Raw genomic sequence first — 24137 nt, 5'->3', positions numbered from 1 at the left:
GCAATTCACTTATATTTCCAACCAAGTGTGGCCTGGCCACACCCTTGGGGATAGTAATGCTGCTATTGAGTTGAAACAATGAAATGCCTCAGCAGGACGATTTCGATCGAGCTACTCATCTTCATGGGACTTGAGATAATCGATCAGACTGCGAAATCGATTGTAGTCCTGGCGGTGAAAGACCGGGTCGTCACCATGGGTAACTTCTTCTTCCAGCTTTTTCCACTCTTTTTCATTCAACGCCTGATCAACCAGCGGAAAGACCTCTTCCTCTTCAATATCAATATGCTGGCGCTGCAGCGCAACAAACTCCCGCCCTTGAGTCTCGACCTCATCACGCAACAACACCGCGCCCTGCATGGCACCCTCCAATGTGGTTCGAAAGCGATTGGCCAATCCTAACAGGCTGACATGTTCGCGGCAGATTCGCTCATAAAGTGCAGCGTGGGGCTCCATTGATCTCTTTTTGAAGGCGACACTGTTGATTTGATCTTCAGTGGGATGATGCACTTTCTCAGCATAGTGTTCGATATAATCCACCATCTCGATTTTCAAATCGAAATTGGATTCATGGCCTGCTGCCAGGGCATCGAGCTCAGTAGATAGCAGATCAAGCAGTCGAGCGAGATTTACGTGGTCTCGGTGAAGTTTTTCCAATAGTGGGCTCATGTCACCTCTCTTTTTCTTAATTGGCGCCAGACCCAGCCCTGCGGACTGGTCTCCCCAGTTAGAATATAGTTCAGCGCGTTCTCATTTTGCAGTGTCCACTCCATGCGATTTCTTGCTGACACCTTTCCGCAGAATAGCAACCGATCATCCTTTTGAACAATCAGGTCCTCTTCAGGCAACAGACTATACTCATTATGCCTCAATAACATCAGGGGAATACAAGGCAACATTTTTTCCCTGTTCCTGGGGTCTCTGATCAACTCACCCAATGTGAGATTACGCCCCTCACGCACATATTGGCACACGGCATGGGTATCATGCTCCGCAAATGCTACTTCCCATACATCCGGGGCGTGATCAGACACCAAGGCAGAAATACGACTGATCAGCTGACAGGCCCATTCATCATCCTGGTGCATCACCATCGTGACGAACTGATGTTGCATAGGTGCACCCAATAATACCCGTATCCGATTAGCAATGATTTCACTGGGCAGCATCACCATATCCGCACCAACGGCCTGAATCACCGGATCATTATGCTTGCGATTCTGGCGCAGGATGACAAACAGGTCTGCATTCAATCCCCGGGCTGTCATGATTATGGATAGGTTATTGGCGTCGTTATCAGTTCCCGCCACCAGACCTACGGCTCGATCAACGCTTGCTTCAAGCAAGGTATCCGCCTCGGTGCCACGCCCAACCACCATTGGGGAGTGAGGGCTACCAGTAATATCCGGCTCAGCCTCAATCACTACAACCTCAAAATCTTCCTTCACCAGCTTATCGTATACCGCCTTACCGAACCTGCCGTAACCGCAAATCACCCACAGCCCTTTTCTGGGGGGATGAACAGGCTCACTGAGCATATCTCTCTTACCCAGAGACAACCAATCCTGCAGCAGACTAAGACAGGGTGCCTGAACGGCTGTAGCCAGATAGAGGGCAAATGCATCAAAGGGATCAATGATGTAATCGGTCCCGAAAGAGGCCATATTCTTTTCGATATCATGGGAATCTGCCCGGCATATCACGTCGATATCAGGGTGCAGTAACTTGGAAGTGATGGCTATCTTGAGATTGGTTTCATTGGAGTTGGTCAATGCCACCACCCCCTCACAGAGCGGGTGCAACAGACCTGCTTCCACCAAATGAGCAGGTAAGCGAGCATCTGCAGATAAACCGGGTACATACTCTCGCAGATTCTCCAATTTGAGTAGATTTACCCGCTCTTGAAGAACATCAATCACCACCGCATGCTGGCTACGCTCTGTTAGCGCTTTGACCAGTGCCTCACCCGTCTGTCCATAACCACAAACCAGGTAAAATGACTCTCTCAATCTGCTGATTTTTCGAGCAAATCGCCTCTCAGTTAATGCTCTTTGAAAGGTCTCATCCTTGAGTAAAGCCAATACAGTACCAATTGAGTAGAGCCAGACAACCACCGTAAAGAAGATTGAAAAACTGACCCACAAACGCTGCCCTGCTGTGAATGGGTAAGGCAGCTCACCAAATCCAATAGTGCTCGACATGAAGCTGACAAAATAGAAAGCATGGAAAAAATCCATATGCCAGACATTACCATCTGCATCCTCACCAGGAATCAGAACCAACCCAAGCATGGCGATTGAGTAGGCCAGTACCAAGGTCAAAAGCGGCGCTCGCATACGCCGAAAAATGAGGAAGATAATATTGTTCATCGAGTCTTTGTCTGGTCGCTTCAGCGACGCAACATAACCGTTTCGATGATCAGCAGAATCACTGAGACAACATTAGCTAGCATCGCCCCGCCAGAGAGTGAAACAATACTGGCCATAGTAACTGTGGTCAGCCCGGTCTCGGTAACATGCACAGCCACAGTCCAAACCAATGCTGCCGCAAACAGCTGTAATAGTGCCACCAGGCTGGTCGCCAGTAACACTGCCCCCATCTGGGTGCGGTCACCAAATTTCAATACTGTAGCTACCAGGTTCACCACAATAACCGCAAACAGTTCATACACGTGGTGGTGATCAGGATTATCCAGTTCGCCGACAAAAAAACCGAAATTGAGCGTCAGGGCAAGCACAATAAAAAAACCAAACAGGACCTTTTCCGGATTCACTCGTTTTCTCCTCTAATGTCTCAAAACCGGATCACAGCATTGAAGAGCCTCAAAAACCATCGTTCATTTCGAGGCCCGGATATTGCCGAGCGGCTATATTCAGGAAGCTCTGATTATGTCTGGACCGAACAGATCTTGGTGGCAAGATGTCGATCCACGACATAATCAGAGCTTCCTTTAATCAATCTTGGAGTAAAAGATAGCCTTTTTCCAGTGGTTTATCTGCTGTTTTTAACTAAAAACATCTGACTGACTAGTAGAAGTCGTGACTTCAGCAGTTGATCTGTTGCTACACCACGCAAGACAAGGAAAAAGCACTAAAATCTAAATGTGATCTTCTAAAGATTTCATAAAATCGACCGCTACAAACATCAGTCGGGGCGACTACTTACGATGCAGTCGAAACGCCCACCGTCCTGTAATGCGACTAATTTTGGTAACTAAAAAATGTCCAATTTTATTAAATCTGTAGATGACCGTACTCGCTTGGCGGGCACCAATCGCTTAGAGGTTCTCCTTTTCAGCCTTGGAAAGGATGTCAGAACTGGCCGCGAAGAGACCTATGGGGTCAACGTTTTCAAAGTTCGAGAGGTCATGCTGGTACCTGAAATTACCCATGCTCCGGACATGCCTGCCTCTGTTGAGGGGATGGTGAGCCTACGAGGCAATATGATTCCGGTAATCAATCTTCCCGATTTCTGTGGCGTTCAGACAGAGGAGAAGCCCAGCATTCTGATCGTTACCGAATACAACAAAAATGTACAAGGTTTTCTTGTACATGCTGTGGATACTATCGAGCGTCTTGCCTGGGAAGACGTCAAAGTTCCCCCACCGATGATGGCGCAACAGCACGGCGGACTGGTGACTGCTGTAACTGAACTGAAGGACAAGCGCCTGGTTATGATCATGGATGTGGAGATGGTACTGAGCCAAACCTCTGGTTTTGGCCAGGGCTCAGATATTTTCGATGGCATCACACGGGTCGAAGATAACGATGTTACCCTACTCTTTGCAGACGATTCAGCCGTGGCTCGAGACCAGATTATTCGCACCCTCGACCATATGGGCATGAAATATATCAGCACCTCCAATGGTGCCGAAGCCTGGAGCAAACTCAAGGAGATCGCTGATCGGGCTGACGCGACAGACCACAAAGCGAGCGATTTCGTGCAGATTATTCTGACCGATGTAGAGATGCCAGAAATGGATGGCTATGTGTTGACCAAGAAAATCAAAGATGATGCACGTTTCAGTGACATACCAATCATCATGCACTCGTCACTCTCTGCAGATGCCAATATGGCTCTGGGTAAGGGCGTAGGCGCAGATGCCTATGTGCCCAAATTCGAACCCACAGAACTGTCGGCCAAACTGCATGAAATGGTCGCCAGTGTTAAAAAGTAATTGACCTGAGAGACACCTTTAAAGAGGTGTCTCTTTGCAATCCATTTAAAAATCCGCAAGCTCTTTGAATGCAACGGTTGTTACCTTAGGTAACAACTGCTACGCTTCTCAGATGCCAGATTCGCAACCACCTGACCGACAAATAGACAGGACTTTAGCCCTCGTCCTTCTTATCCTGTTGCTCTTCTCCACACCGGTTATGGTGTGGTGGACCTCCCCTGGCCACCACTGGTACCTACCCTATCTGCTTTGGTTTGGTGTCATCCTATTCATCGCCTGGGTGAATCATCGACACCATGAATCATGATCTCTGGCTACTCTTTGGCATCAGTTTTCTCTATCTGGCAATACTGTTTCTTATTGCCTTTGCTGCAGACAGTGGACGGATTCCTGAACGTTTTATCCGACATCCGAGCATCTATGTCCTCTCGCTCGGTGTCTATGCGACCTCCTGGACTTATTACGGTAGCGTTAGCTTTGCCCAAACCCAGGGTTACCTGTTTCTAACCATCTATCTTGGCGTTACCCTGGCATTTGCGCTGACGCCAATTCTGTTTCAACCGATACTCAGACTGACTCGCGAGTACCAACTCACTTCACTGGCAGACCTATTTGCATTCCGCTACCGAAGTCAGCTCGCTGGTATTCTGGTCACACTCTTCATGCTGCTTGGCACCTTACCCTATATTGCATTACAGATAAGAGCCGTCACCGACTCTCTTCAAGTCGCAAGCCAAACAGTCGCCCCGCGCATACTTGCATTTATTTTCTGTGCCACACTGGTGGTGTTCGCTATTCTGTTCGGTGCCCGGCACAGCACCAGTCGAGAGAAGCATCGTGGCTTGGTATTGGCGATCGCCTTTGAATCAATAGTTAAGCTGGTTGCAATGCTTGTTATCGGTTTGACTGCACTGTTTGGCGTTTTTGGTGGTTTCGGTGGTTTAGAACAGTGGCTGGCTGAGCACCCTGAAGCACTTGAGAAACTCTATGCTCCAGTAAGAGAGGGTCCCTGGGCAACACTCATATTGTTGGCCTTCGCAGCGGCCTTCCTTCTGCCACGCCAATTCCACATGCTGTTCACAGAAAACCTGGAACCCAAGGCCTTACGTACAGCCAGCTGGGCATTTCCCCTTTTTCTGCTGCTGATCAACCTGCCCATCCCGATCATACTATGGGCTGGAGTAGCTATTGAACTACCCATCCATCCTGACTTCTTCGCCCTGGGTATCAGTCTTGAGAGAGGCCCTAGCTGGTTGCCTGTGCTTGCTTTTATCGGTGGTGTCTCTTCTGCCAGTGCAATGATGATCATCACCACCCTGGCACTCTCATCAATGACCCTGAACCACATTCTGCTGCCTACAAACTTTCCCGATCCAGCGGTTAATCTATATCGATGGCTGTTGTTGGGACGGCGATTATTGATCGCACTGATCATCATGGCCGGGTACGGTTTTTACATACTACTGGAAAAGCATGATAGCCTGGTTCAACTTGGTCTGATTTCATTCGTAGCTGTAGCCCAATTTCTACCTGGAGTAGTCGGACTACTCTACTGGCGTCGTGCCACACGATTTGGATTCATCATAGGTTTGCTCGCTGGTATTGCCATCTGGTCTGCAACACTACTGCTTCCTCTACTGGAAAACTCAGGCTTTATCCGAACAGAATTTGATATCCCGGGTTTAAGGCTGGCATCGGGCATGGATCAATGGGAGTTCGCCACCTTCTGGTCACTTTCGCTGAATACACTTCTGTTTGTATTTGGCTCACTGATCAGTACTCAGAGTATCGGTGAAAAAGAGGCTGCCAGTGCCTGTTGTAGTGAATCTCTGGTACCCATGGGGGGCATGGTCAGTGTCGGTTCAACTGCCCAGTTCACAAAGCAGCTGGCACAAATGCTGGGGCACGAAGCTGCACACAGAGAGGTGGAGCAGGCTCTGAGAGATCTTAGTCTTGCCCATTCAGAAACACGACCTTCACAGTTACGACGACTGCGTGAACGGATTGAGCGCAATCTTTCCGGTCTGCTTGGGCCTCAGCTCGCCCATATGATCATCAACCGAAGGTTGCAGCTTGATATACATACCCAAACCGCATTGGCTGATTCGATGCGCTTTATCGAAGATCAGCTGGAACACTCCCGTTCTCGTCTCCGTGGCCTGAGTGCAGATCTGGATAATCTGCGCCGCTATCATCGACAGATTCTCCTCGATCTCCCCCTGGGTGTCTGTACGATAGACCGGCTGCGCATGGTGACTATCTGGAATCTGGCAATGGAGGTAATGACCGGAGTCCATGCACGAGATGCAATAGGTGTTTCACTACATCGCCTACCTGAGCCCTGGGGACATCTGCTAGCTGGCTTTGCGAAAGCCACTGATGAGCATATTCATCATCTCGAAATTACACACGAAACAAAGAGTCGTTGGTTCAACCTGCATAAAGCAGCAATACCTGCCCCGATGCCGGTTGATCACCCAGTGGAAGAGGCTCGCACAAGCCAAGTCATGCTGATGGAGGATCTGACCGACCTGGAGACACTGGAGGCTGAACTGGCTCACAGTGAGCGGCTCGCTTCGATTGGTCGATTAGCTGCCGGCGTAGCCCATGAGATCGGGAACCCGGTAACCGGTATCGCCTCATTAGCACAGAACCTTCGCCATGAAGATGATCCAAATATAATCAAGGAGAGTATCGAGGAGATACTCAATCAGACCCAACGGATTACTGCCATTGTTAAAACCCTGATGAACTTCAGCCGTAGCGGTGGCATTGGTGCCAATACTCAGCTTTTCTCAGTCCAGGAGGTAGTGGACGAGGCGATTCGCCTGGTCAAACTGACCCATCACGGACGCCAGATTCGTTTTAAAAATGACTGCACTTCAGAGTTGACAATTGAAGGGGATCGCCAAGGAATCTCGCAAGTTTTAGTCAATGTGCTGACCAATGCCTGTCATGCCTCATCACCTGGAGATCAAGTCATGATCAGGGTCAGTGAGATTGGAGATCTGGCCAGAATTGAGATCATTGATCAAGGTGAAGGCATATCAGAAGAGAACCTGGGCTATCTTTTTGAACCCTTCTTCACAACCAAACCACCAGGGGAAGGAACCGGCCTTGGTTTGGCTATTGCCTATAAGATCATCTCCGACCATAAAGGAGCCATCACAATTGATTCCGAAAAAGATCAGGGAACACGGGTGATGATGGATCTACCGAAAATTTATCATAGTGAAAACGCATAAATAACATCAACTGGCCCTGGATCACACCATGAAGCATATATTGATCATTGAAGATGAAACGGTTATCCGACGTGCAGTAAAACGGTTGTTGGAGCGCAATGATTATAATGTCAGCGAGGCAGGATCAGTTGAAGAAGCGAAGCAGCTACCCCTGAAAAACTTCGACCTGATCATCAGCGACGTTCGCCTTCCTGGGGATCCTGGCACCACAATAATCGACATCGCAGCCCCTACACCGGTTTTGATCATGACCAGCTATGCCAGTATCCGCTCTGCTGTCGATGCTATGAAACTGGGCGCTATAGACTATATCGCCAAACCCTTCGATCACGATGAGATGCTGATGGTGGTGGAGCGCGTCATTCAACAGGACCGTCAACTTCGGCAGCAGGAAGTGCTCAAATCTGAAGTTGAAAAGAGCTACCCTGTACGGGGCATGATAGGAGAGTGCCCGGCAATGGTCGATGTATTCCGGCGCATCGATAAAGTAGCGCCAACCGATGCCACAGTACTCATCCTTGGCGAATCAGGCACAGGCAAGGAGTTGGTTGCCAGAGCCCTGCACGAAAGAAGCCATCGATGCCAATCCCCTTTTGTCGTCTTCAATTGTGCTGCACTTCCCGAACATCAGGTTGAAGCTGAGCTCTTCGGTCAACAAGATGAGCGGAAGAGCGAACGGGTTGGCCTGTTGGGGAAGGCTCAAGGTGGCACCCTCTTCATGGATCAGGTCGGAGAGTTGTCACTGGCGGCGCAGGCACGCCTGTTGCGGGTGTTACAAGGGGATGATTATTCAACTCAACAAGAGAGTGACCGAAGCCACTCAGATATCCGTATCATTGCAGCAACCCACCAGGACGTCCGCAAACTGGTACAACAGCAGAGTTTTCGTAGCGATCTATATTTTCGCTTGAGAGTGGTTGAAATGGCCCTGCCACCACTTCGAGAGAGGGGAAACGACATCAAGGCCCTTGCGATGTACCTGCTGAGTAAGTCCTGCAATCAGCTCAATCGCCCCTCCCTCTCTCTGAGTCGCAGTGCACTTGAGGCGATTCGCCGTTACCACTGGCCCGGCAATGTACGAGAGCTGGCCAATACCATTGAAAGAGCCGTCATTCTCTGTGAAGAGGAGCACATCACACCAGAACTACTGGCCATTGATCACCATATCAGTACCGGACAGAACAGGATTGGGGATAGTAGTGACAATCTCTCACTGGAAGATTATTTTCGTCACTTCGTGTTGGATAATCAGGAACACATGACTGAAACCGAACTGGCAAAAAAGCTGGGCATCAGTCGAAAAGCCCTATGGGAAAGACGTCAGCGGTTCGGGATACCACGAGAGAAGAAAGGGAAAAAGAGTTAGTCCCTGGTTATCAGGACTGGGATTTAATCAACTTGATCCAGTTCGAATTATGCAGGAGATGACGCTGTTTCGACTGCGTATTGAAACCATGATTGGTTTGAGCAAAACGGAGGAGATCCTCGGTACTCTCTGCATCATTTGGATAGATTGAAGTGCCAATACTCAATTGAGGCGATAGAGTTTGACCATTGATCACAACAGGCTTGCTGAGGCCAACCCGAATCTTCTCTGAGATGTGGATTACCGATTTATCCTGTTTGATGTAGGGTAGCAGCACAACAAACTCACTGCCATCGACCCGCGCGATGATATCACCCTTACGAACCAGCTGCTTAAGCCTGCTCGCAAGTGCCTGAAGATATGTATCCCCTACCCCATGACCGTATGATTCATTCACCTGCTTGAGATCCACAATCACAATATTCAGCAAACTTAAAAGGCCACTCTCCTGCTTTGCCTGAGTAAATGCGAAATTGAGGTAGTCATCGAACAGCACTCTGTTTGGCAGGCCGGTTAGGCTGTCATGAAACTCCTGATACTTGTTCAGCTCCTCAAGTTTGTTGTATTGAGTAATATCCCGAGCCACACCATAGGTACCAAAAAAGACTCTTTTATCACCACTGCGGGAGTAGAGTCTTTTTGATTGCATGGCCACCAGGATGCTTTTTGATTTCATCTCGGATTGACCCTCTGTACTTTCGCTACAGCGTAACCTCATCTCAACCTCAGGGAACCGCTCAGGACTACTGCGACGCTCCTCGAAAACATGGTGCATACGCTTTACCTCATCGGCCTCCACCAGGGCGCTCCAGTGCTTACCTAGAATCTCCTGTTTGGTGTAGCCAGTGACCTTGGTGAAAACACCATTCACCATCCGAAATTTACCTTTGGTATCGAGTAAAAATTGAATATTCGGAGCGACGTCGAACATCATGCGATGAAGACTGGACTGAATCTCAGCCTTTTTCTTCACCCGGTCGAGTTGCTCATCCTTGACCTGCTTGCGTAAACTCTCATCGATTGCCTGCAACAGATCCACAGGTGTAACCGGTTTACGGATAAAGTGATCTGCCCCTTTTTTAAGGGATTGAATAGCATCATCAAGAGAGGGATCACCTGAAATAGTGATTATGCGGGTTGACAGCTGGCGCTTGCGAACAAAATCCATAACCTGAAAACCATCAGCTACAGGCATATGCAGATCAAGCAGGATTAAATCGAAGTTACGAGTAACCAGCAAACCTGCAGCTTTGGCACCATCAGAAGCAGTTTCAACATCATACCCCCAACTCTCCACCATTGTTGCAAGACTCTCAGCATGACGGGTTTCGTCATCCACGATCAGCAAACGACCTTTATTGGAGGAAGTACCTTTCCGGCCACCAGATTTACTCAGGTTTGACATAGTATAAACATCTTCAGGGTAGTTATATTAGGGCCTGTTAACACTAAGAGGAATATACCATGAACTATCGGAGGCAATAGGAAAGGGAGTCACCAATCCGCCAATATTACTTCAACCACGTTCAGCCATTACCCGGTGCTTTGCAGCCAGAAAATCACTGTGTGAGACATAGATCAGATCAGCCAGTCGCCTTATGACATGCTCTTCATAGTGGTGTAGATGTTGATCGGCATAAGCAACTTGCCATAAGGCCTCGATAATCTTGACTTTTTTCTCCTGAGAATAGCTTTTATTGATCAATGATGTGAATTGAAAGTAGTCAGTGGACTGGGCATGCTCCTGCTCAGCGAGTTGCATCAATCTCTTTGATTCACTGGGATCAAGCTGAAACTGTTGTTCAATGGCTTCCAGTATGGCTGCTTTTTCCTCTGCTGCCTTCTCGAAATCGGACTCCGCAATCTCTATCAGCAACACAGCTACAGCTAAGCGGGTCTGGGCCTCAAGATCCCCTTCATTACCACCAGAGACTGGAACCAGGTGGGCATTAAAATAATCGAGTACACTTTTAAGCATGCATATCAGCCTGAATTAAATAGGTTGGCAGCAAGCGGCCAACCGTCACGCATCATTACCCTATAGACAACGAACCAAGCGATCCACCAATTAGGTAACCATTTTTTTTGCTAAGCCTATTCCGTCATCCATTATCAAGGGAAGAGAGCTAAAGAATCCTTGGAAACTGAATTCATCTAAAAAAAATATTTCTTACCAATAGAAACGTAACACGATTCAATCGGTAACGCCTAGCCCCTACAATGTTACGTCCGGTAACACTCATGCTGCCATGCAACATAAAGGGTCACATCTTAACTTATTGTTTTATTTGACTTTATAGACCATTGCGCCACAAAATAGTGCGATGTGTAACCCGTTTTTTCTGCGGTAACACACAAGTGGGTGTCTGCCCCGAAAAACCTGCTCGAATGGAAATATAAGAGCGCAGGAAGGCTCTGACAGGATGTCGACCAGGGAGCCAGATGCTTTAAATGATAAATACTTGAATAAATTACGGCGGAGTGATCATGACATGAACAAAACTGCTGAACAGTATTGGAAGGCCAATATTCGCCTGGTATCCATTCTATTGGTGATTTGGTTTGCCTGCTCGTTTCTTTTCGGCATCATTTTGGTTGAGCCTCTCAATACCATCAAAATCGGTGGTGTAGGGTTGGGTTTCTGGTTTGCGCAGAACGGCTCTATCTATACCTTTCTGGTGCTGATCTATGTATATACAAAACGTATGAACGCTCTGGATGTCGAATTCGATGTCCATGAGGATTAACGGGGGTAACTGATCCATGGATCTGCAAACATTAACTTATATTGTGGTGGGTTTTACATTTACCCTCTACATCGGCATCGCCTTCTGGGCACGTGCCGCAACAACCGGCGAGTTCTATGCTGCCGGCCGAGGCATCCATCCCGTTGCAAACGGTATGGCCACCGCCGCAGACTGGATGTCCGCCGCGTCATTCATCTCAATGGCTGGTCTGATCGCATTCAACGGTTACGGCGCTTCCGTCTTTCTTATGGGCTGGACCGGTGGTTATGTGCTTCTGGCACTGCTGCTGGCGCCATACCTGCGTAAGTTCGGTAAGTTCACCGTGCCTGAGTTCATCGGTGATCGCTACTACTCTCGTACTGCCAGAATCGTGGCGGTTATCTGCCTGATCCTGGCATCGGTAACCTACGTTATCGGTCAGATGAAAGGTATCGGTGTAGCTTTCTCCCGCTTCCTTGAGACTGACTATGACACCGGCCTCTACATGGGCATGGGTATCGTCTTCATCTATGCAGTAATGGGCGGCATGAAAGGTATCACCTATACCCAGATCGCTCAGTACTGTGTATTGATCTTCGCCTATACCGTACCTGCTGTATTCGTCTCCCTGAATATCACCGGTAACCCTATTCCTCAGTTGGGCATAGGCAGCACTATGGCGGATGGCTCTGGTACGTTCATGCTGGACAGACTCGATCAGGTTGTAACCGAGCTGGGCTTTAAGGAGTACACGACTCAGGTCATGGGCAGCAAACTCAACATGTTTGTCTATACCCTCTCTCTGATGATCGGTACTGCGGGTCTACCTCACGTTATCATCCGTTTCTTCACTGTACCTAAGGTAAAAGACGCACGTTCTTCTGCTGGTTGGGCACTGGTCTTCATTGCCATCCTCTACACCACTGCACCTGCAGTTGGTTCCATGGCTCGTCTGAACCTGATGAATACCATTCAGACTGGTGAAGTAGGATCTGTCGAAGGCAATATTGAAATCGCGAATGTCCCTCAATGGATGCTGAACTGGGAGAAAACCGGTCTGCTCCAATGGGAAGACAAGAACGGTGACGGCCGTATCCAGTACTACAACGACAAAAACGCTGAGTTTTCTGCCAAGGCTGAAGCCTGGGGTTGGAAAGGCAACGAGATGACCAAGGTTGACCGTGACATCATGGTTCTGGCCAACCCGGAAATCGCTAAGTTACCTAACTGGGTAATCGCACTGGTAGTTGCCGGTGGACTTGCTGCGGCGCTCTCTACAGCTGCTGGCCTGTTGCTTGCTATCGCATCATCCATCTCACATGACCTCCTGAAGGGCGTATTCATGCCCGATATCTCAGAGAAGAATGAGCTGATGGCTGGACGTATAGCAATGGCAGGCGCCATCGGTATGGCGGGTTACTTCGGTCTTCATCCACCAGATTTCGCAGCTGGTACTGTGGCTATCGCCTTTGGTCTGGCCGCGAGCTCCATCTTCCCTGCGCTGATGATGGGCATCTTCTATAAGAAGATGAACCGTGCCGGTGCAATCTGGGGCATGATCTCAGGTATCGGTGTCACCATGCTGTATGTGTTCCAGCACAAAGGCATCATGTTCATACCAGGCACTTCATTCCTGGGTGACATGGGTCCCAGCTGGTTCCTCGGTATTTCACCAAACGCCTTTGGTGCTGTGGGTGCGCTGGTCAACTTTGCAGTTGCCATAATCGTATCCAAGGTTACGGCTCCACCACCAGATCACATTCAGCATCTGGTAGAGGATATTCGTGTACCTAAGGGTGCAGGTACTGCTACCGATCATTAATAATAATAAAGCAAGTCTGCATTGTGGCCCCGCTTCGGCGGGGCCTTTTTGCCTTATGAAAGAATTTCAACGTATTGGCTTAAGAATAGGTTATATTGTTATCCCAATACGTTGATGTTCTTTGAACCATATTCATAATCACATAGAGTCAAAGGCATGGAAATCGAACTGGTCGAGATACGTGACTTTCTGGCTGCACGCCCACCATTCGACGTACTCACTGAGGCGCAGCTCGATCTGCTTCCAAAACAACTTGAAATTCGTTACCTGCGTCGAGGCAGTGCATTTCCTCCTGTGGGAGCAACCAAGAGTGAGCTCTACATTGTCCGCAGTGGCGCTATTGAGTTGCGCGACGATGACGACAACCTGGTTGAAAAGCTGGCAGAGGGCGGAATCTATACCACCCAATGCCAACTGCTAGATATCAGTCGGGCCAAACAAGGTATCGCCACTGAGGATACCCTGCTCTACGCAATGTCTTGCAGCAATTTATGGACACTCCGACAGTCCGAACCCTCCTTTGATCAACACTTCAGTGAATCAATGCGGGATCGTCTGAAGCAAGCTGTCAGCATGCTGAAGGATAACAGCGCCAATAACACAATGGAGGTTCTGACCGGTGAGATTGCCGATCTACTGACCAAGTCTCCTGTCACAGCAGACGTCGACAGCACCATTCGTGAGACAGCAATGGTGATGAGTGAAAAGAATATCTCTTCGATGATGCTGATGAAGGATGAGAAACTGGTTGGCATGATCACAGACCGCGATCTGCGCAAACGCTGCGTCGCGGCAGGACTTTCACCAGATGCCCCAGTCAGCAGTATCATGACCAGCGATCTGGAAACTGTCCAGGAGGAGACTCTGATCATCCAGGCGTTGATGATTATGACCAAATTGAGGGTCCACCATCTTCCTGTGATGCGGGGCGACAAGGTTGTAGGTATGGTTACTGCAACAGATCTGGCCAGACACCAATCGACCAACTCAGCCTTTTTTGCTGCCGACATTCGCAAGGCTGAAACACTGGATGACCTGGTTAACATCAGTAAGCGCTTACCTGAACTTCAGTATCAGCTTGCAATATCCAGTGCAACTGCGCTGCATATTGGCGACGCCATCTCCTCGCTGACTGACTCAATCACCATACAACTGATAGAGATGGCTGAGGCCAATCTCGGACCAGCTCCGGTGCCCTATGTATGGTTATGTGGTGGATCCCAGGCGCGTCGAGAACAGACTTCTCACTCTGACCAGGATAATGCACTGCTGATTTCTGATGAGATGAAACCTGAGCACGCCCCCTACTTCGAGTCATTGGCAAAGTGGGTATGTGATGGCTTGAATGCTTGTGGATACGTCTATTGCCCTGGAGATGCAATGGCGATGAATCCAAAATGGCGTCAAACACTACGAGGCTGGAAAAAATACTTCAATACATGGATTAACAAACCAGATCCAATGTCCCTGATGCTATCAAGTATCTTTTTCGATCTCAGACAGGTTCACGGAGATAAGGAGCTGTTTGAAGAGTTACAATCTGAGATTCTGGATAAAACCCGTGGCAACGGCATTTTCACCGCCTATATGGCCTCTAATGCACTCCAACATCGCCCACCACTTGGATTCTTTAGAACTTTTGTACTGATTCATGGTGGCGCCCATGACGACACCTTTGACATTAAGCACAGGGGTATAGTACCCATCACAGATATCGCACGGGTGTTCGCTCTGGCCAAAGGGCTGAAACAGGTCAATACAACAAATCGGCTGAGAGCTGCGGCTGAGACATCGATCCTCAGCGAAGATATGGGTGAAAACCTTATTGATGCTCTGGAATTTATCGCCAGTATGCGTAGCAACCACCAGGCAAGACAGATACGCCTTGGTGTTAAGATGGATAACTATGTCTCTCCAGATGACCTATCGGAATTGGAGCGTAAACACCTTAAAGATGCATTCCGTGTCATACAGGACATGCAGGAAACTTTAGATACCCGCTATCAAGGCGGTCGATTCAGATAACCATGTTTGAAAGATTTCTTAGCAAAGAGTCACAACGCAAACGTGCCTTGAGAAAGGTTGAGAGCGGCATTTTGCACGACTATCTCTCAACACCCATGGTAAATAAGAATACAGTATGTGAAGAGTTGGTGATCGTTTCGCTGGATCTGGAAACCACCGGACTAAATCCTAAAAAGGATAAGATACTCAGCTATGGGTTTGTTGAAATACAACATATGACCGTGAAACTCAACAGCTCAGAGCATCAACTGATCTCCATAGACGATGAGATCCCCGAAGAGTCTGCTGTCATACATCAGATAACCGATGATCAGGCGGCCACGGGAATACCACTGGAAGAGGCTATGCCAATTTTGCTGAACCAACTGGCAGGCAAGGTGATGCTGGTTCACTATGCCTCGATTGAGCAAAATTTTATCGATGCGGCCTGTCGCAATATCTACGGCGCCCCATTTGTGATCCCGATTATAGATACCCTTGTATTAGCACGGCGTCTCTTTGAACGACGAAATCACACTATCCAGCCAGGTAATCTTCGACTTTTTAATCTGAGGCCGCAATACAATCTACCTAACTACAAGGCACACAATGCATTGAGTGATGCTGTCGCTACTGCAGAACTGTTTCTTGCCATGGCTGCAGATATGTTTCCTAATCCCAGTCAATGTCAACTGGACAGTTTTATAACGCAGTGACTGAGAATAGAATAATGGGTTGATATAAAGCAATGCCTTCAATAATAAGACATGTTTTAAATAGTAAGCTTTGGCCAACCCGGCAGTTGATAACGAAAAACCACCATTGAGGAGAAATCAATGTCTGAAAACAAGGTCTACCCCGTACCGGCTGATTTTGCAGCACAGGCCAACGTCAACGAGGCCCAATATAAAGAGATGTACGAGCAGTCCATAAAAGATCCAGAAGGATTCTGGTCAGAACAAGCTGATCAATACATCAGCTGGTTCAAAAAGTGGGATAAAGCGCTGGACTGGAGCTTCGGTAAAGACGATCTGCATATTGAGTGGTTCAAGGGTGCAAAGCTGAATGTCTCTTACAACTGTCTCGATCGCCATCTGGAGAGCCGGGGAGACCAGGTTGCCATCATTTGGGAAGGAGATAATCCAGATGAATCGCGCAATATCACCTATCGCGAGCTGCATCAGGAGGTTTGTAAATTTTCAAACGTCCTGAAATCCCGTGGTGTCGAGAAAGGAGACCGGGTCTCCCTCTATCTCCCAATGATCCCTGAGGCGGCGGTAGCCATGTTGGCCTGTACCCGCATCGGTGCTGTTCACTCCATAGTTTTCGGTGGTTTCTCTCCAGATGCACTGCGTGATCGTATCCTTGACTCAAACTGTAAGGTCGTAATCACATCGGATCAATCCATGCGCGGCGGCAAGAAAGTGCCACTAAAGGCCAATGCCGACAAATCAGTGGCTCAATGCCCCAATGTTCATACCTGCATCGTGGTTCAACGTGGTGGTGACCCGGTTGAGTGGGACAACGATCGTGATGTCTGGTATCACGAGGCGATGGCCGACGCATCTGACGATTGCCCAGCCGAAGAGATGGATGCCGATGACCCATTGTTCATTCTCTATACCTCTGGCTCTACGGGAAAACCCAAAGGCGTACTCCACTCCACTGGCGGCTACCTGCTACAAGCGGCAATGACTCATAAGCTGGTATTCGACTACAAAGATGGCGAAGTCTACTGGTGTACCGCTGATGTGGGTTGGGTAACTGGCCATACCTATATCGTCTATGGCCCCCTTACCAATGGTGCGATAACACTGATGTTTGAGGGCATTCCTACCTACCCGGATATCTCTCGCTTCTGGCAGGTCTGTGACAAACATAATGTAGCCACCTTCTATACCGCGCCTACCGCAATCCGCTCTCTTATGGGCGCAGGTGAAGAACCGGTGAAGAAAACCAGCCGAAACAGCTTACGTCTGCTCGGTACTGTAGGTGAACCAATCAATCCTGAAGCCTGGGAGTGGTACTACCGAGTAGTCGGTGACGAGCGTTGCCCAATCGTGGACACATGGTGGCAGACTGAAACCGGAGCTCATATGCTGACCCCGCTGCCAGGTGCGACACCACTAAAACCGGGATCGGCAACACGCCCATTCTTCGGTGTTGACCCTGTATTGCTGGATGATCAAGGCATTGAGATTGAAGGCAACCCAGCTGAAGGCAACCTGGCTATCAAGCATCCATGGCCCTCCATGATGCGGACTGTGTATGGCGACCATAAGCGATTTTTTGAAACCTATTTCGCCATGTATCCAGGCTACTACTTCACCGGTGACGGCGCTCGCCGTGATGAGGATGGCTACTACTGGATCACCGGTCGGGTGGATGATGTTCTGAACGTCTCCGGCCATCGTCTGGGTACTGCTGAAATTGAGTCAGCCCTGGTATTACATGATTCGGTCGCTGAAGCAGCTGTGGTGGGTTATCCCCACGACCTTACCGGTCAAGGCATCTACGCCTACGTCACCCTCATGGCGGGTATAGAAGGCACTGATGAACTGAAAACCGAACTGGTTAAAACGGTACGTTCTGAAATTGGCCCCATCGCAAAGGTCAATCTGATTCAGTGGTCGCCAGGATTACCAAAAACCCGCTCTGGGAAGATCATGCGTCGTATATTGCGTAAGATTGCAGCCAATGAACTGGATACCCTTGGTGATACCTCTACCCTGGCTGATCCATCTGTAGTCGACAACCTGATAGATAACAGAGAAAACAAGTAAGCAGGTAGACTAAATGGAGGGCAGCAGTTAAACGCTGCCCTCTTTTCCCACCCCACTGTCAAGATTTCCTTGACTGAGCAAAAAACCTCATGAATTTAAAACTGCCACCGTTATATAAGCGCTTACTGGCATTTGTTGCTGTTATTGGGCCTATTTTTTGGTTGGTATTCACCGAAGATGGTCAACGCCGTACGGATACAGTAGTTCTCTCACTATGGGGCGAAGATGAAATCAAGTTAAATCTGCAAGCCCTGGACAATCAGGTGACAGAAAGCGAATTCATGCAAGTCTTTCCAGATATAACATGGCAATGTCAGGATGAAGTCGGCCCATTTGGCAACAGACTTTGCGCCTCACGCATCGGGATATTCAATGGAATTCCAGCCCAGTTCATTACGGTCTTCTTCCATGACAAGTGGGTCAATGGCGTAAAAATCGGCTATAGAAGAGAGTACCACGAACATCTGAAGCAGCAGCTTTGGCAACAAATGGGTAATCCTGTACCCAATAGCGTCACCCCTCAAACTACTGAGAACCGACCCTCTGTCCTGCACTGGACAACTGATAATGGACATGTGATTTTGAAGGACAGCCTGGAAACGAATGAGGAGGCCTCTTTGATGTGGCTCCCCTTCTCGATGCTACCCAGCAACCCTTAAGACAACCGACTCAGTGACTTAAGAAGCCTCTGATAACCGGCTGAGTGTTACCGAATTCAGCCAACGGTACACTAGGGTTAACTCTAATAGGGAAATTCCCAGCTTGTTGGTATGAGTTAGAAATGTTCAATTAGGCGCATATTTTTTATGTTTCCTAACCAACAAGGAGTGTGGATATGACCTCATTACCCTCGATGAATGGAATCGCGAGCGCGGCTCTCAACCCCCTGTCGACAAAGAGTGGATCCGCCAAATGTTCCCTGCCATCTCTATTCAAAATACGCTGTAGCCAGCTTCCTATGCCAAGGCCACATATGCCTCAACTACCTGGTGGAAGGCCTGGAGGTCACTTTCTGCCACATCCACACATGCCTCAATTACCATTACCATTTCCATGCCCTCCTGGGCCTACCCCGCCATGTCCTCATGAGCCAGGGCCAGCGCCCTGTCCTCAAGAGCCAGCACCTCCAGAGCCTTGTCCGCCTGAACCAGCACCAGAGCCTTGTCCGCCTGAACCAGCACCAGAGCCTTGTCCTCCTGAGCCAGCACCGGAGCCTTGTCCTCCTGAACCAGCGCCAGAGCCATGCCCTCCTGAACCAGCGCCAGAGCCTTGTCCTCCCGAGCCATGTCCTGTAGACCAGGAGTGGACTGTGACGCAGCAATGCGATGGTAAAGCCACCATTGACCTTGGCGATAAGTATGAACTGGTGTTAAACGAGAATAAATCTCAGATCATCATCAAAAACAAGGAGACAGGAGAAGAGACAAACATTTGGGGTGACCCTCATGTCGACTGGAATGGTGATGGAAAAACAGACGTTAACTTCTGGGAGAAATCAACATTTCAACTGGAAGACGGCACTAAAATCACCATTGATACTGAAAAGTTTAAAAACAATGAGATGTATGTTGCCAATGACATCACCATTACCAAAGGTGACAAAGTGATCCAGGTAACTGGACTGAGCCAGAATGAAAAGGGTGACATGGAGATCAACCAGAGCAACCGTGGTGGATACCTGATGGATATGTTGGTCACCGATGGCTTCGTGGTTCAAGAAAATGGTGATGGAGAGGGTTGGATTAATCCTGAAACAGGTGAACAGGTAACTCAAGAGGAGTTTGATGTTACCAAGCCTGGCGCTGAGAAACCCTATGAGTTCTGCCAGGATTTTGGCCGCGCACTCGGTCTGTTTCTGACATCTGGTTTCATGAACTGGAATTGGGATCGTTAAAATTCAATGCCTCCTGTGACTTGAACAACCAGTTCAAGTCATCCTTTGATCTGCTTAGGATACGTCAATGATTTGGACGTATCCTAAGCCCCCTTCTATTTTCCACATCCGATGAATTTGTTGATCATTGGATATCACCTGACCTAAATTGCTAACCACTTTCCAGATACCAATCGACGGCATGTGGATATCAGATTCATGACTATGGGAATCTGTGGCAGAAACTTGGAAAATTATTAGTAATTAACCAATTTTCCTGGCCACTATCGCTAAGCATTCTACTAGGGCCTGTTTGCACTAATGATTACGATCCCTTTAAATTAAGGAAACAAATCTTTATTAAACAATGCTATTATCGGAGAGCATCCCAATATCGCTTAGTCTTTCTGAATAAGTTGAACAATTAAGCTGAACACTATGACCGACATAAAAGATACCAAGCCCACAACTCCTGCAATAACACTTGAAGAAATTAACTTTCAAACACTTGCTGAAGATGCCCCCGTCTCTCTCTGGCTTACTGATACCAGTGGCAATGTCATTTTCACAAGTAACCAATACAAGAACTTCATTGGGCGTGACAAAGTTGAAAAGTTAGGTGGCGATGCTTGGTTTAATGCGCTTCACCCTGATGACAGAGATTACTGTCTGACTGTATTTGAAGATGCGTTTATTGCTTATAAGCCCTTTAGCATGGAGTATCGACTCAGAAGGCGCGATGGCAAATATCGATATTTCATTGACCGCGGCATTCCTTATATCAACGATCAAGGTAAGTTTTCAGGTTTTGTAGGCTCATCAACCGACATCTCTGAGCAAAAATCATCAGAAGACCAGCTGATTAAATCTCATAAAGAGTTAACTCAATACAATTATGAGATGCATCTCATAAACCAACTGAACTCATATTTACAAGTATGTCGCACAACTGAAGAGACCTACCCTATTGTTTCCTACTATTCAGAACAAATATTCCCTGATTGCGCTGGTGCCCTCTACCTTTTTAACGATAAAAAGTCACTCGTCGAATCCAAAGCAACCTGGGGAAATATTGAACTAATGAGTTCACCCATTATTGTGCCTGATGACTGCTGGTCACTGCGACAGGGTAAAGAGCATGTTATTTTGCACAACGATGAGCGCCTGCGTTGCAAACACGTTGGTGAAGGTGTAAATAATTACATTTGTGAACCCATTATTGCCCAAGGTGAAATGTTGGGTATGCTTCATATTGAATTCAAATCCTCTGACGAATCCACTGATGAGGAAAAAGAGCACTACATAAATTCCAGAAAACGGCTTATAAAAATCACAGCGGATAATTTGGCCCTCTCCCTGGTGAGCTTAAAATTACGTGAAGCCCTGCAATCACAATCGGTCCGGGATCCTTTAACACATCTATTCAACCGCCGACACATGGAAGAGAGTCTTGAGCGGGAGATACATCGTTGCGCAAGAGCAAAAAGTGGTCTTGGCATCATTATGTGTGATGCGGATCATTTTAAATCGATTAATGACAATTTTGGTCATGATGTCGGAGATGTTGTACTCCTAGAGTTTGCTAAATTATTCAAAAATAGTGTACGAACAAGCGACATTGTCTGTCGCTATGGCGGCGAAGAGTTCATCATCATCATGCCCGACACCACTAAGGAAGCCGTTATTTCACGGGCAGATAAAATATGCCGACAGATAGGGGAGTTAAAACTCATCCATGATGGCAAACCCTTACCACAAATCACTGCCTCATTCGGCGTTTCCTTTATGGATGGCGTATTAGTAGATAAATCCGCACTGATAAGAGCTGCAGATCTCGCACTCTATAAGGCTAAGGAAAGTGGGCGTAATCAGGTTGTATTGTCGGAAACCGAGTTCAAAAAATAGTATCTCTTCCCACTGCTGCCCCATTAACTTTCAATCTTCTCAGAACAACTCTGAAAGCCCCTCTCCCTTTACGGGAGAGGGGTTGGGGAGAGGGTGTACGCGAAGCGTTTCATATCGTTGAAAGAGAAAAACTGCATTGATCGTTCATATTTATCTTGCTGATTGTTTGGAAAAAATAGGGTGTTCATTCTCCCCCTCTCCCCCGGCCCCTCTCCCGCGAGGGGAGAGGGGAGAGGGGAGTTTCTCTCCACACCTATTTAAGATACTGATGACTTGTAAGTTTTTTCTAGCCGTGACCCTCTTGCTTTACGATGCTTTTTCATGTCTCAAACAGTGATCTCTTCCATATAACCATCAAATAAGTGTTGGCCATCTAGATTAACCTCAAGGTATTTGTACCCAAGTATGGGCAAACATTTTGGCTGCTACTGTTGATCACCATTTTTTGGGAGAACAGTAGAGTTTAGCGAATAATATCGGCCCATAAACCATTCAATCCAGGAACAGTTTGGAAGCTCTCACATATCAGGCATTCATAGAGCCGGAAAAATCGCTGAACCCACTCAGCGATTCTGCGAGAAAACGTTGGAAGTGGCTCATAACCTGTTTTGGAACACGTCGTTCAGCATTCAATCGAAGATCACGTACTTTTTGAACCATTTGATTATCTCGTTGTAACCTGGCCTTTTCAATCGTCTGATGAACATCCCCACCAAAAATCAATCCAGGGCGATCTTTTACAACAGAGTAGATAGCCATCACAGCCAGCTGCTCTTCCAGACCCAGCTTGCAATGATTATCGAGGATGGCCAACATTTGTGCGGTTATACAATCAACCTGGAGTGGATCCAACGAGACGCGCTCAACCCATAATGCGGCTGGGTGAGGAGCATTCAAGTCCACATGAGCATTTTTTAATAACATACCACTACCTTTAGAGTCCCTAGTAGTCTGGATTGAAATATTCCTGGCCAATCCTTAAGGGCACCTCTATTAACTGCTTGTGCCCTTAAGATCAGAATTGGGTCGAAATCCGTAAATCAAAACAGAGTGCATCCCTGCAAAAAACAATTATCAACAACTATTGACAGTTGTGCAATAGATAACGTTTTTTTACTTTTGTCTAATTACCACTAATTTTGTTTTTAGCCAATTCTGCTGAGAGTAGAAATTCAGGGCAGGTTGATTACCCCTATCGGCCACCAATTGCAGCCTTTTAATCTCTCTAGCCTCAGCCCACTCCCTAATATGCTTTAGTAGAGAATGTCCTATCCCCTGCCCACGATGAGACTCATCAACAACAACATCCTCAAGCCACGCCACTAGTCCACCTTCGGCAGTGGAAACGACCATCTGCAGGCTTGCCATAGCAACGACTACTTTTTTGACATCTTCAACAACAAACAGCTGAGCATTCTCTGATTCCATAAGCAGTTCCAGGCCAGCTATCTGCTTGGCAGAATCAACTTCAAAATCCTCCTCAATTGAGAAAAGTTGTTCAAGAAGTTTCGCCATTTTCGCAAGATCTGAGATCATAGCGAAACGAATTGAATAGCACTTTGAATTGGTCATCTGCTAACCGCTGAGTTAAGGAGATTTAAATTGATAGCACAATGAATGGGGACGCAGAGTAGTTGGTGAGTAGTTTATCTCTGTTCTAAAAAACATCTAAAACAGGTTTAATGCGGTTCAATGGTGTAAATCTAAATTGTACTGACGGCACATCCAATGTGCCGTCAGTATCTACGCGCTGGTTAAGGAAGATCCAGGCCGAGTTTTACTGTCCCCTCTTCGTCTACGACTTCCAAACGAGCGTAGTCTCCCTTAGCAACCTTTAGATAGAGACAAGGGTATGTCAGCATCTGCATTTGAACCGAACCGGCTTCAGGTTTGGCCCATTGCAGTGCAAAACTAGCTGTCTGATCCTTGATTGCCAATTTGTCAGACATCAACTTTAAACCATATCCGCCACTGGGTTGTTGCCCCATATCCACTCTCACTAACCAGAATGAATCATCGTCACTCTTCTCATCATCCTTTGGGTCAAGGGACTTGCTACTCAAAATAACGCCCCCACCAGTGTTTTTGATCGAAGGACCTTTGACCAGGTGCATACCAGCCGCCTGATTCTGACTGCAAGCACCATCTTCAACAACTGAGACAGAATTTGAAACAGTATTACATGCACTCATAACAATACACAGTGAACATAGGCCAAGCCATTTTAATGGGTTAA

20 protein-coding genes are annotated in these 24137 nt (G+C 47.7%); 11 read left to right on the top strand and 9 right to left on the bottom strand.

What is annotated here, in order from left to right:
• Positions 1 to 111 precede the first annotated feature (111 nt).
• The 3 genes from AC4IFB_RS10645 to AC4IFB_RS10635 are packed head-to-tail and all read right to left on the bottom strand — an operon-like array spanning position 112 to position 2773.
• Positions 112 to 669: a hemerythrin domain-containing protein gene (locus AC4IFB_RS10645; protein ID WP_490778476.1), complete on the bottom strand. Its 558-nt coding sequence runs from the start codon at positions 667 to 669 to the stop codon at positions 112 to 114.
• Positions 666 to 2369 (bottom strand): potassium channel family protein, encoded by a 1704-nt coding sequence (locus tag AC4IFB_RS10640; protein WP_490780159.1) that lies wholly within the window; start codon positions 2367 to 2369, stop codon positions 666 to 668. Before AC4IFB_RS10640 ends, AC4IFB_RS10645 begins: the two co-directional genes overlap by 4 nt.
• Before the next feature lie 20 nt (positions 2370 to 2389).
• Positions 2390 to 2773, bottom strand: a complete 384-nt coding sequence (locus AC4IFB_RS10635; RefSeq protein WP_490778474.1) for a DUF6394 family protein — start codon at positions 2771 to 2773, stop codon at positions 2390 to 2392.
• 447 nt (positions 2774 to 3220) lie between these two features.
• On the opposite strand from AC4IFB_RS10635, the gene AC4IFB_RS10630 reads away from it, so the two are divergent.
• From AC4IFB_RS10630 to AC4IFB_RS10620, 3 genes are all read left to right on the top strand, one after another.
• On the top strand, positions 3221 to 4177 hold the full coding sequence (locus AC4IFB_RS10630) for a chemotaxis protein (RefSeq protein ID WP_490778473.1): 957 nt from the start codon (positions 3221 to 3223) through the stop codon (positions 4175 to 4177).
• Positions 4178 to 4473: 296 nt separating this feature from the next.
• The gene (locus tag AC4IFB_RS10625) at positions 4474 to 7422 is read left to right on the top strand and encodes an ATP-binding protein (RefSeq protein WP_490778472.1); all 2949 of its coding nucleotides are present in this window, start codon (positions 4474 to 4476) and stop codon (positions 7420 to 7422) included.
• A gap of 28 nt (positions 7423 to 7450) precedes the next feature.
• Positions 7451 to 8788 (top strand): sigma-54-dependent transcriptional regulator, encoded by a 1338-nt coding sequence (locus tag AC4IFB_RS10620; protein WP_490778471.1) that lies wholly within the window; start codon positions 7451 to 7453, stop codon positions 8786 to 8788.
• A 10-nt stretch (positions 8789 to 8798) separates the two neighbouring features.
• On the opposite strand, the gene AC4IFB_RS10615 is transcribed toward AC4IFB_RS10620, so the two are convergent.
• Both AC4IFB_RS10615 and AC4IFB_RS10610 read right to left on the bottom strand, forming a co-directional pair.
• The gene (locus AC4IFB_RS10615) at positions 8799 to 10193 is read right to left on the bottom strand and encodes a response regulator (protein WP_490780158.1); all 1395 of its coding nucleotides are present in this window, start codon (positions 10191 to 10193) and stop codon (positions 8799 to 8801) included.
• A 111-nt stretch (positions 10194 to 10304) separates the two neighbouring features.
• Positions 10305 to 10766 carry a tellurite resistance TerB family protein gene (locus AC4IFB_RS10610; protein WP_490780157.1) on the bottom strand — a complete coding sequence of 154 codons (462 nt, stop codon included), beginning with the start codon at positions 10764 to 10766 and terminating at the stop codon, positions 10305 to 10307.
• 514 nt (positions 10767 to 11280) lie between these two features.
• Here AC4IFB_RS10610 and AC4IFB_RS10605 point away from each other — a divergent pair.
• The 6 genes from AC4IFB_RS10605 to AC4IFB_RS10580 all read left to right on the top strand — a co-directional run bounded on the left by AC4IFB_RS10605 (position 11281) and on the right by AC4IFB_RS10580 (position 18782).
• A complete protein-coding gene (locus tag AC4IFB_RS10605) occupies positions 11281 to 11535 on the top strand; it encodes a DUF4212 domain-containing protein (RefSeq protein ID WP_068995522.1) in 255 nt (84 codons plus the stop codon).
• A 16-nt stretch (positions 11536 to 11551) separates the two neighbouring features.
• Complete coding sequence (locus AC4IFB_RS10600) at positions 11552 to 13336, top strand: sodium:solute symporter family protein (protein ID WP_490780156.1); 1785 nt, start codon at positions 11552 to 11554, stop codon at positions 13334 to 13336.
• A gap of 156 nt (positions 13337 to 13492) precedes the next feature.
• Positions 13493 to 15361 carry a putative nucleotidyltransferase substrate binding domain-containing protein gene (locus tag AC4IFB_RS10595; protein WP_490780155.1) on the top strand — a complete coding sequence of 623 codons (1869 nt, stop codon included), beginning with the start codon at positions 13493 to 13495 and terminating at the stop codon, positions 15359 to 15361.
• Positions 15362 to 15363: 2 nt separating this feature from the next.
• Positions 15364 to 16056, top strand: a complete 693-nt coding sequence (locus AC4IFB_RS10590) for an exonuclease domain-containing protein (RefSeq protein ID WP_490780154.1) — start codon at positions 15364 to 15366, stop codon at positions 16054 to 16056.
• A 120-nt stretch (positions 16057 to 16176) separates the two neighbouring features.
• Positions 16177 to 18123, top strand: a complete 1947-nt coding sequence (gene acs / locus AC4IFB_RS10585) for an acetate--CoA ligase (protein WP_490778465.1) — start codon at positions 16177 to 16179, stop codon at positions 18121 to 18123.
• 89 nt (positions 18124 to 18212) lie between these two features.
• Positions 18213 to 18782, top strand: coding sequence for a hypothetical protein (locus tag AC4IFB_RS10580; protein ID WP_490778464.1), 570 nt, complete (start codon positions 18213 to 18215; stop codon positions 18780 to 18782).
• A 408-nt stretch (positions 18783 to 19190) separates the two neighbouring features.
• Here AC4IFB_RS10580 and AC4IFB_RS10575 read toward each other — a convergent pair whose 3' ends face one another.
• Positions 19191 to 19409, bottom strand: a complete 219-nt coding sequence (locus tag AC4IFB_RS10575; RefSeq protein WP_490778463.1) for a hypothetical protein — start codon at positions 19407 to 19409, stop codon at positions 19191 to 19193.
• Positions 19410 to 19432: 23 nt separating this feature from the next.
• Between AC4IFB_RS10575 and AC4IFB_RS10570 the strand changes: the two genes are divergently transcribed.
• Positions 19433 to 20017, top strand: coding sequence for a DUF1521 domain-containing protein (locus tag AC4IFB_RS10570; protein WP_490778462.1), 585 nt, complete (start codon positions 19433 to 19435; stop codon positions 20015 to 20017).
• Positions 20018 to 20434: 417 nt separating this feature from the next.
• Entirely contained in the window at positions 20435 to 21901 is a 1467-nt protein-coding gene (locus tag AC4IFB_RS10565) for a GGDEF domain-containing protein (protein ID WP_490780153.1), read from the top strand.
• Positions 21902 to 22426: 525 nt separating this feature from the next.
• Here the strand turns inward: AC4IFB_RS10565 and AC4IFB_RS10560 are convergent.
• The 3 genes from AC4IFB_RS10560 to AC4IFB_RS10550 all read right to left on the bottom strand — a co-directional run bounded on the left by AC4IFB_RS10560 (position 22427) and on the right by AC4IFB_RS10550 (position 24093).
• A complete protein-coding gene (locus tag AC4IFB_RS10560) occupies positions 22427 to 22825 on the bottom strand; it encodes a hypothetical protein (RefSeq protein WP_490780152.1) in 399 nt (132 codons plus the stop codon).
• A 189-nt stretch (positions 22826 to 23014) separates the two neighbouring features.
• The gene (locus tag AC4IFB_RS10555; RefSeq protein ID WP_490780151.1) at positions 23015 to 23473 is read right to left on the bottom strand and encodes a GNAT family N-acetyltransferase; all 459 of its coding nucleotides are present in this window, start codon (positions 23471 to 23473) and stop codon (positions 23015 to 23017) included.
• Positions 23474 to 23655: 182 nt separating this feature from the next.
• Positions 23656 to 24093, bottom strand: coding sequence for a protease complex subunit PrcB family protein (locus AC4IFB_RS10550; protein ID WP_490778458.1), 438 nt, complete (start codon positions 24091 to 24093; stop codon positions 23656 to 23658).
• Positions 24094 to 24137: the final 44 nt, after the last annotated feature.

This window comes from Candidatus Thiodiazotropha sp. AKIB8, from assembly GCF_058244675.1.
Note: the sequence above shows the minus strand (reverse complement) of the source record. Positions and strands in the feature narration are given on the sequence as shown.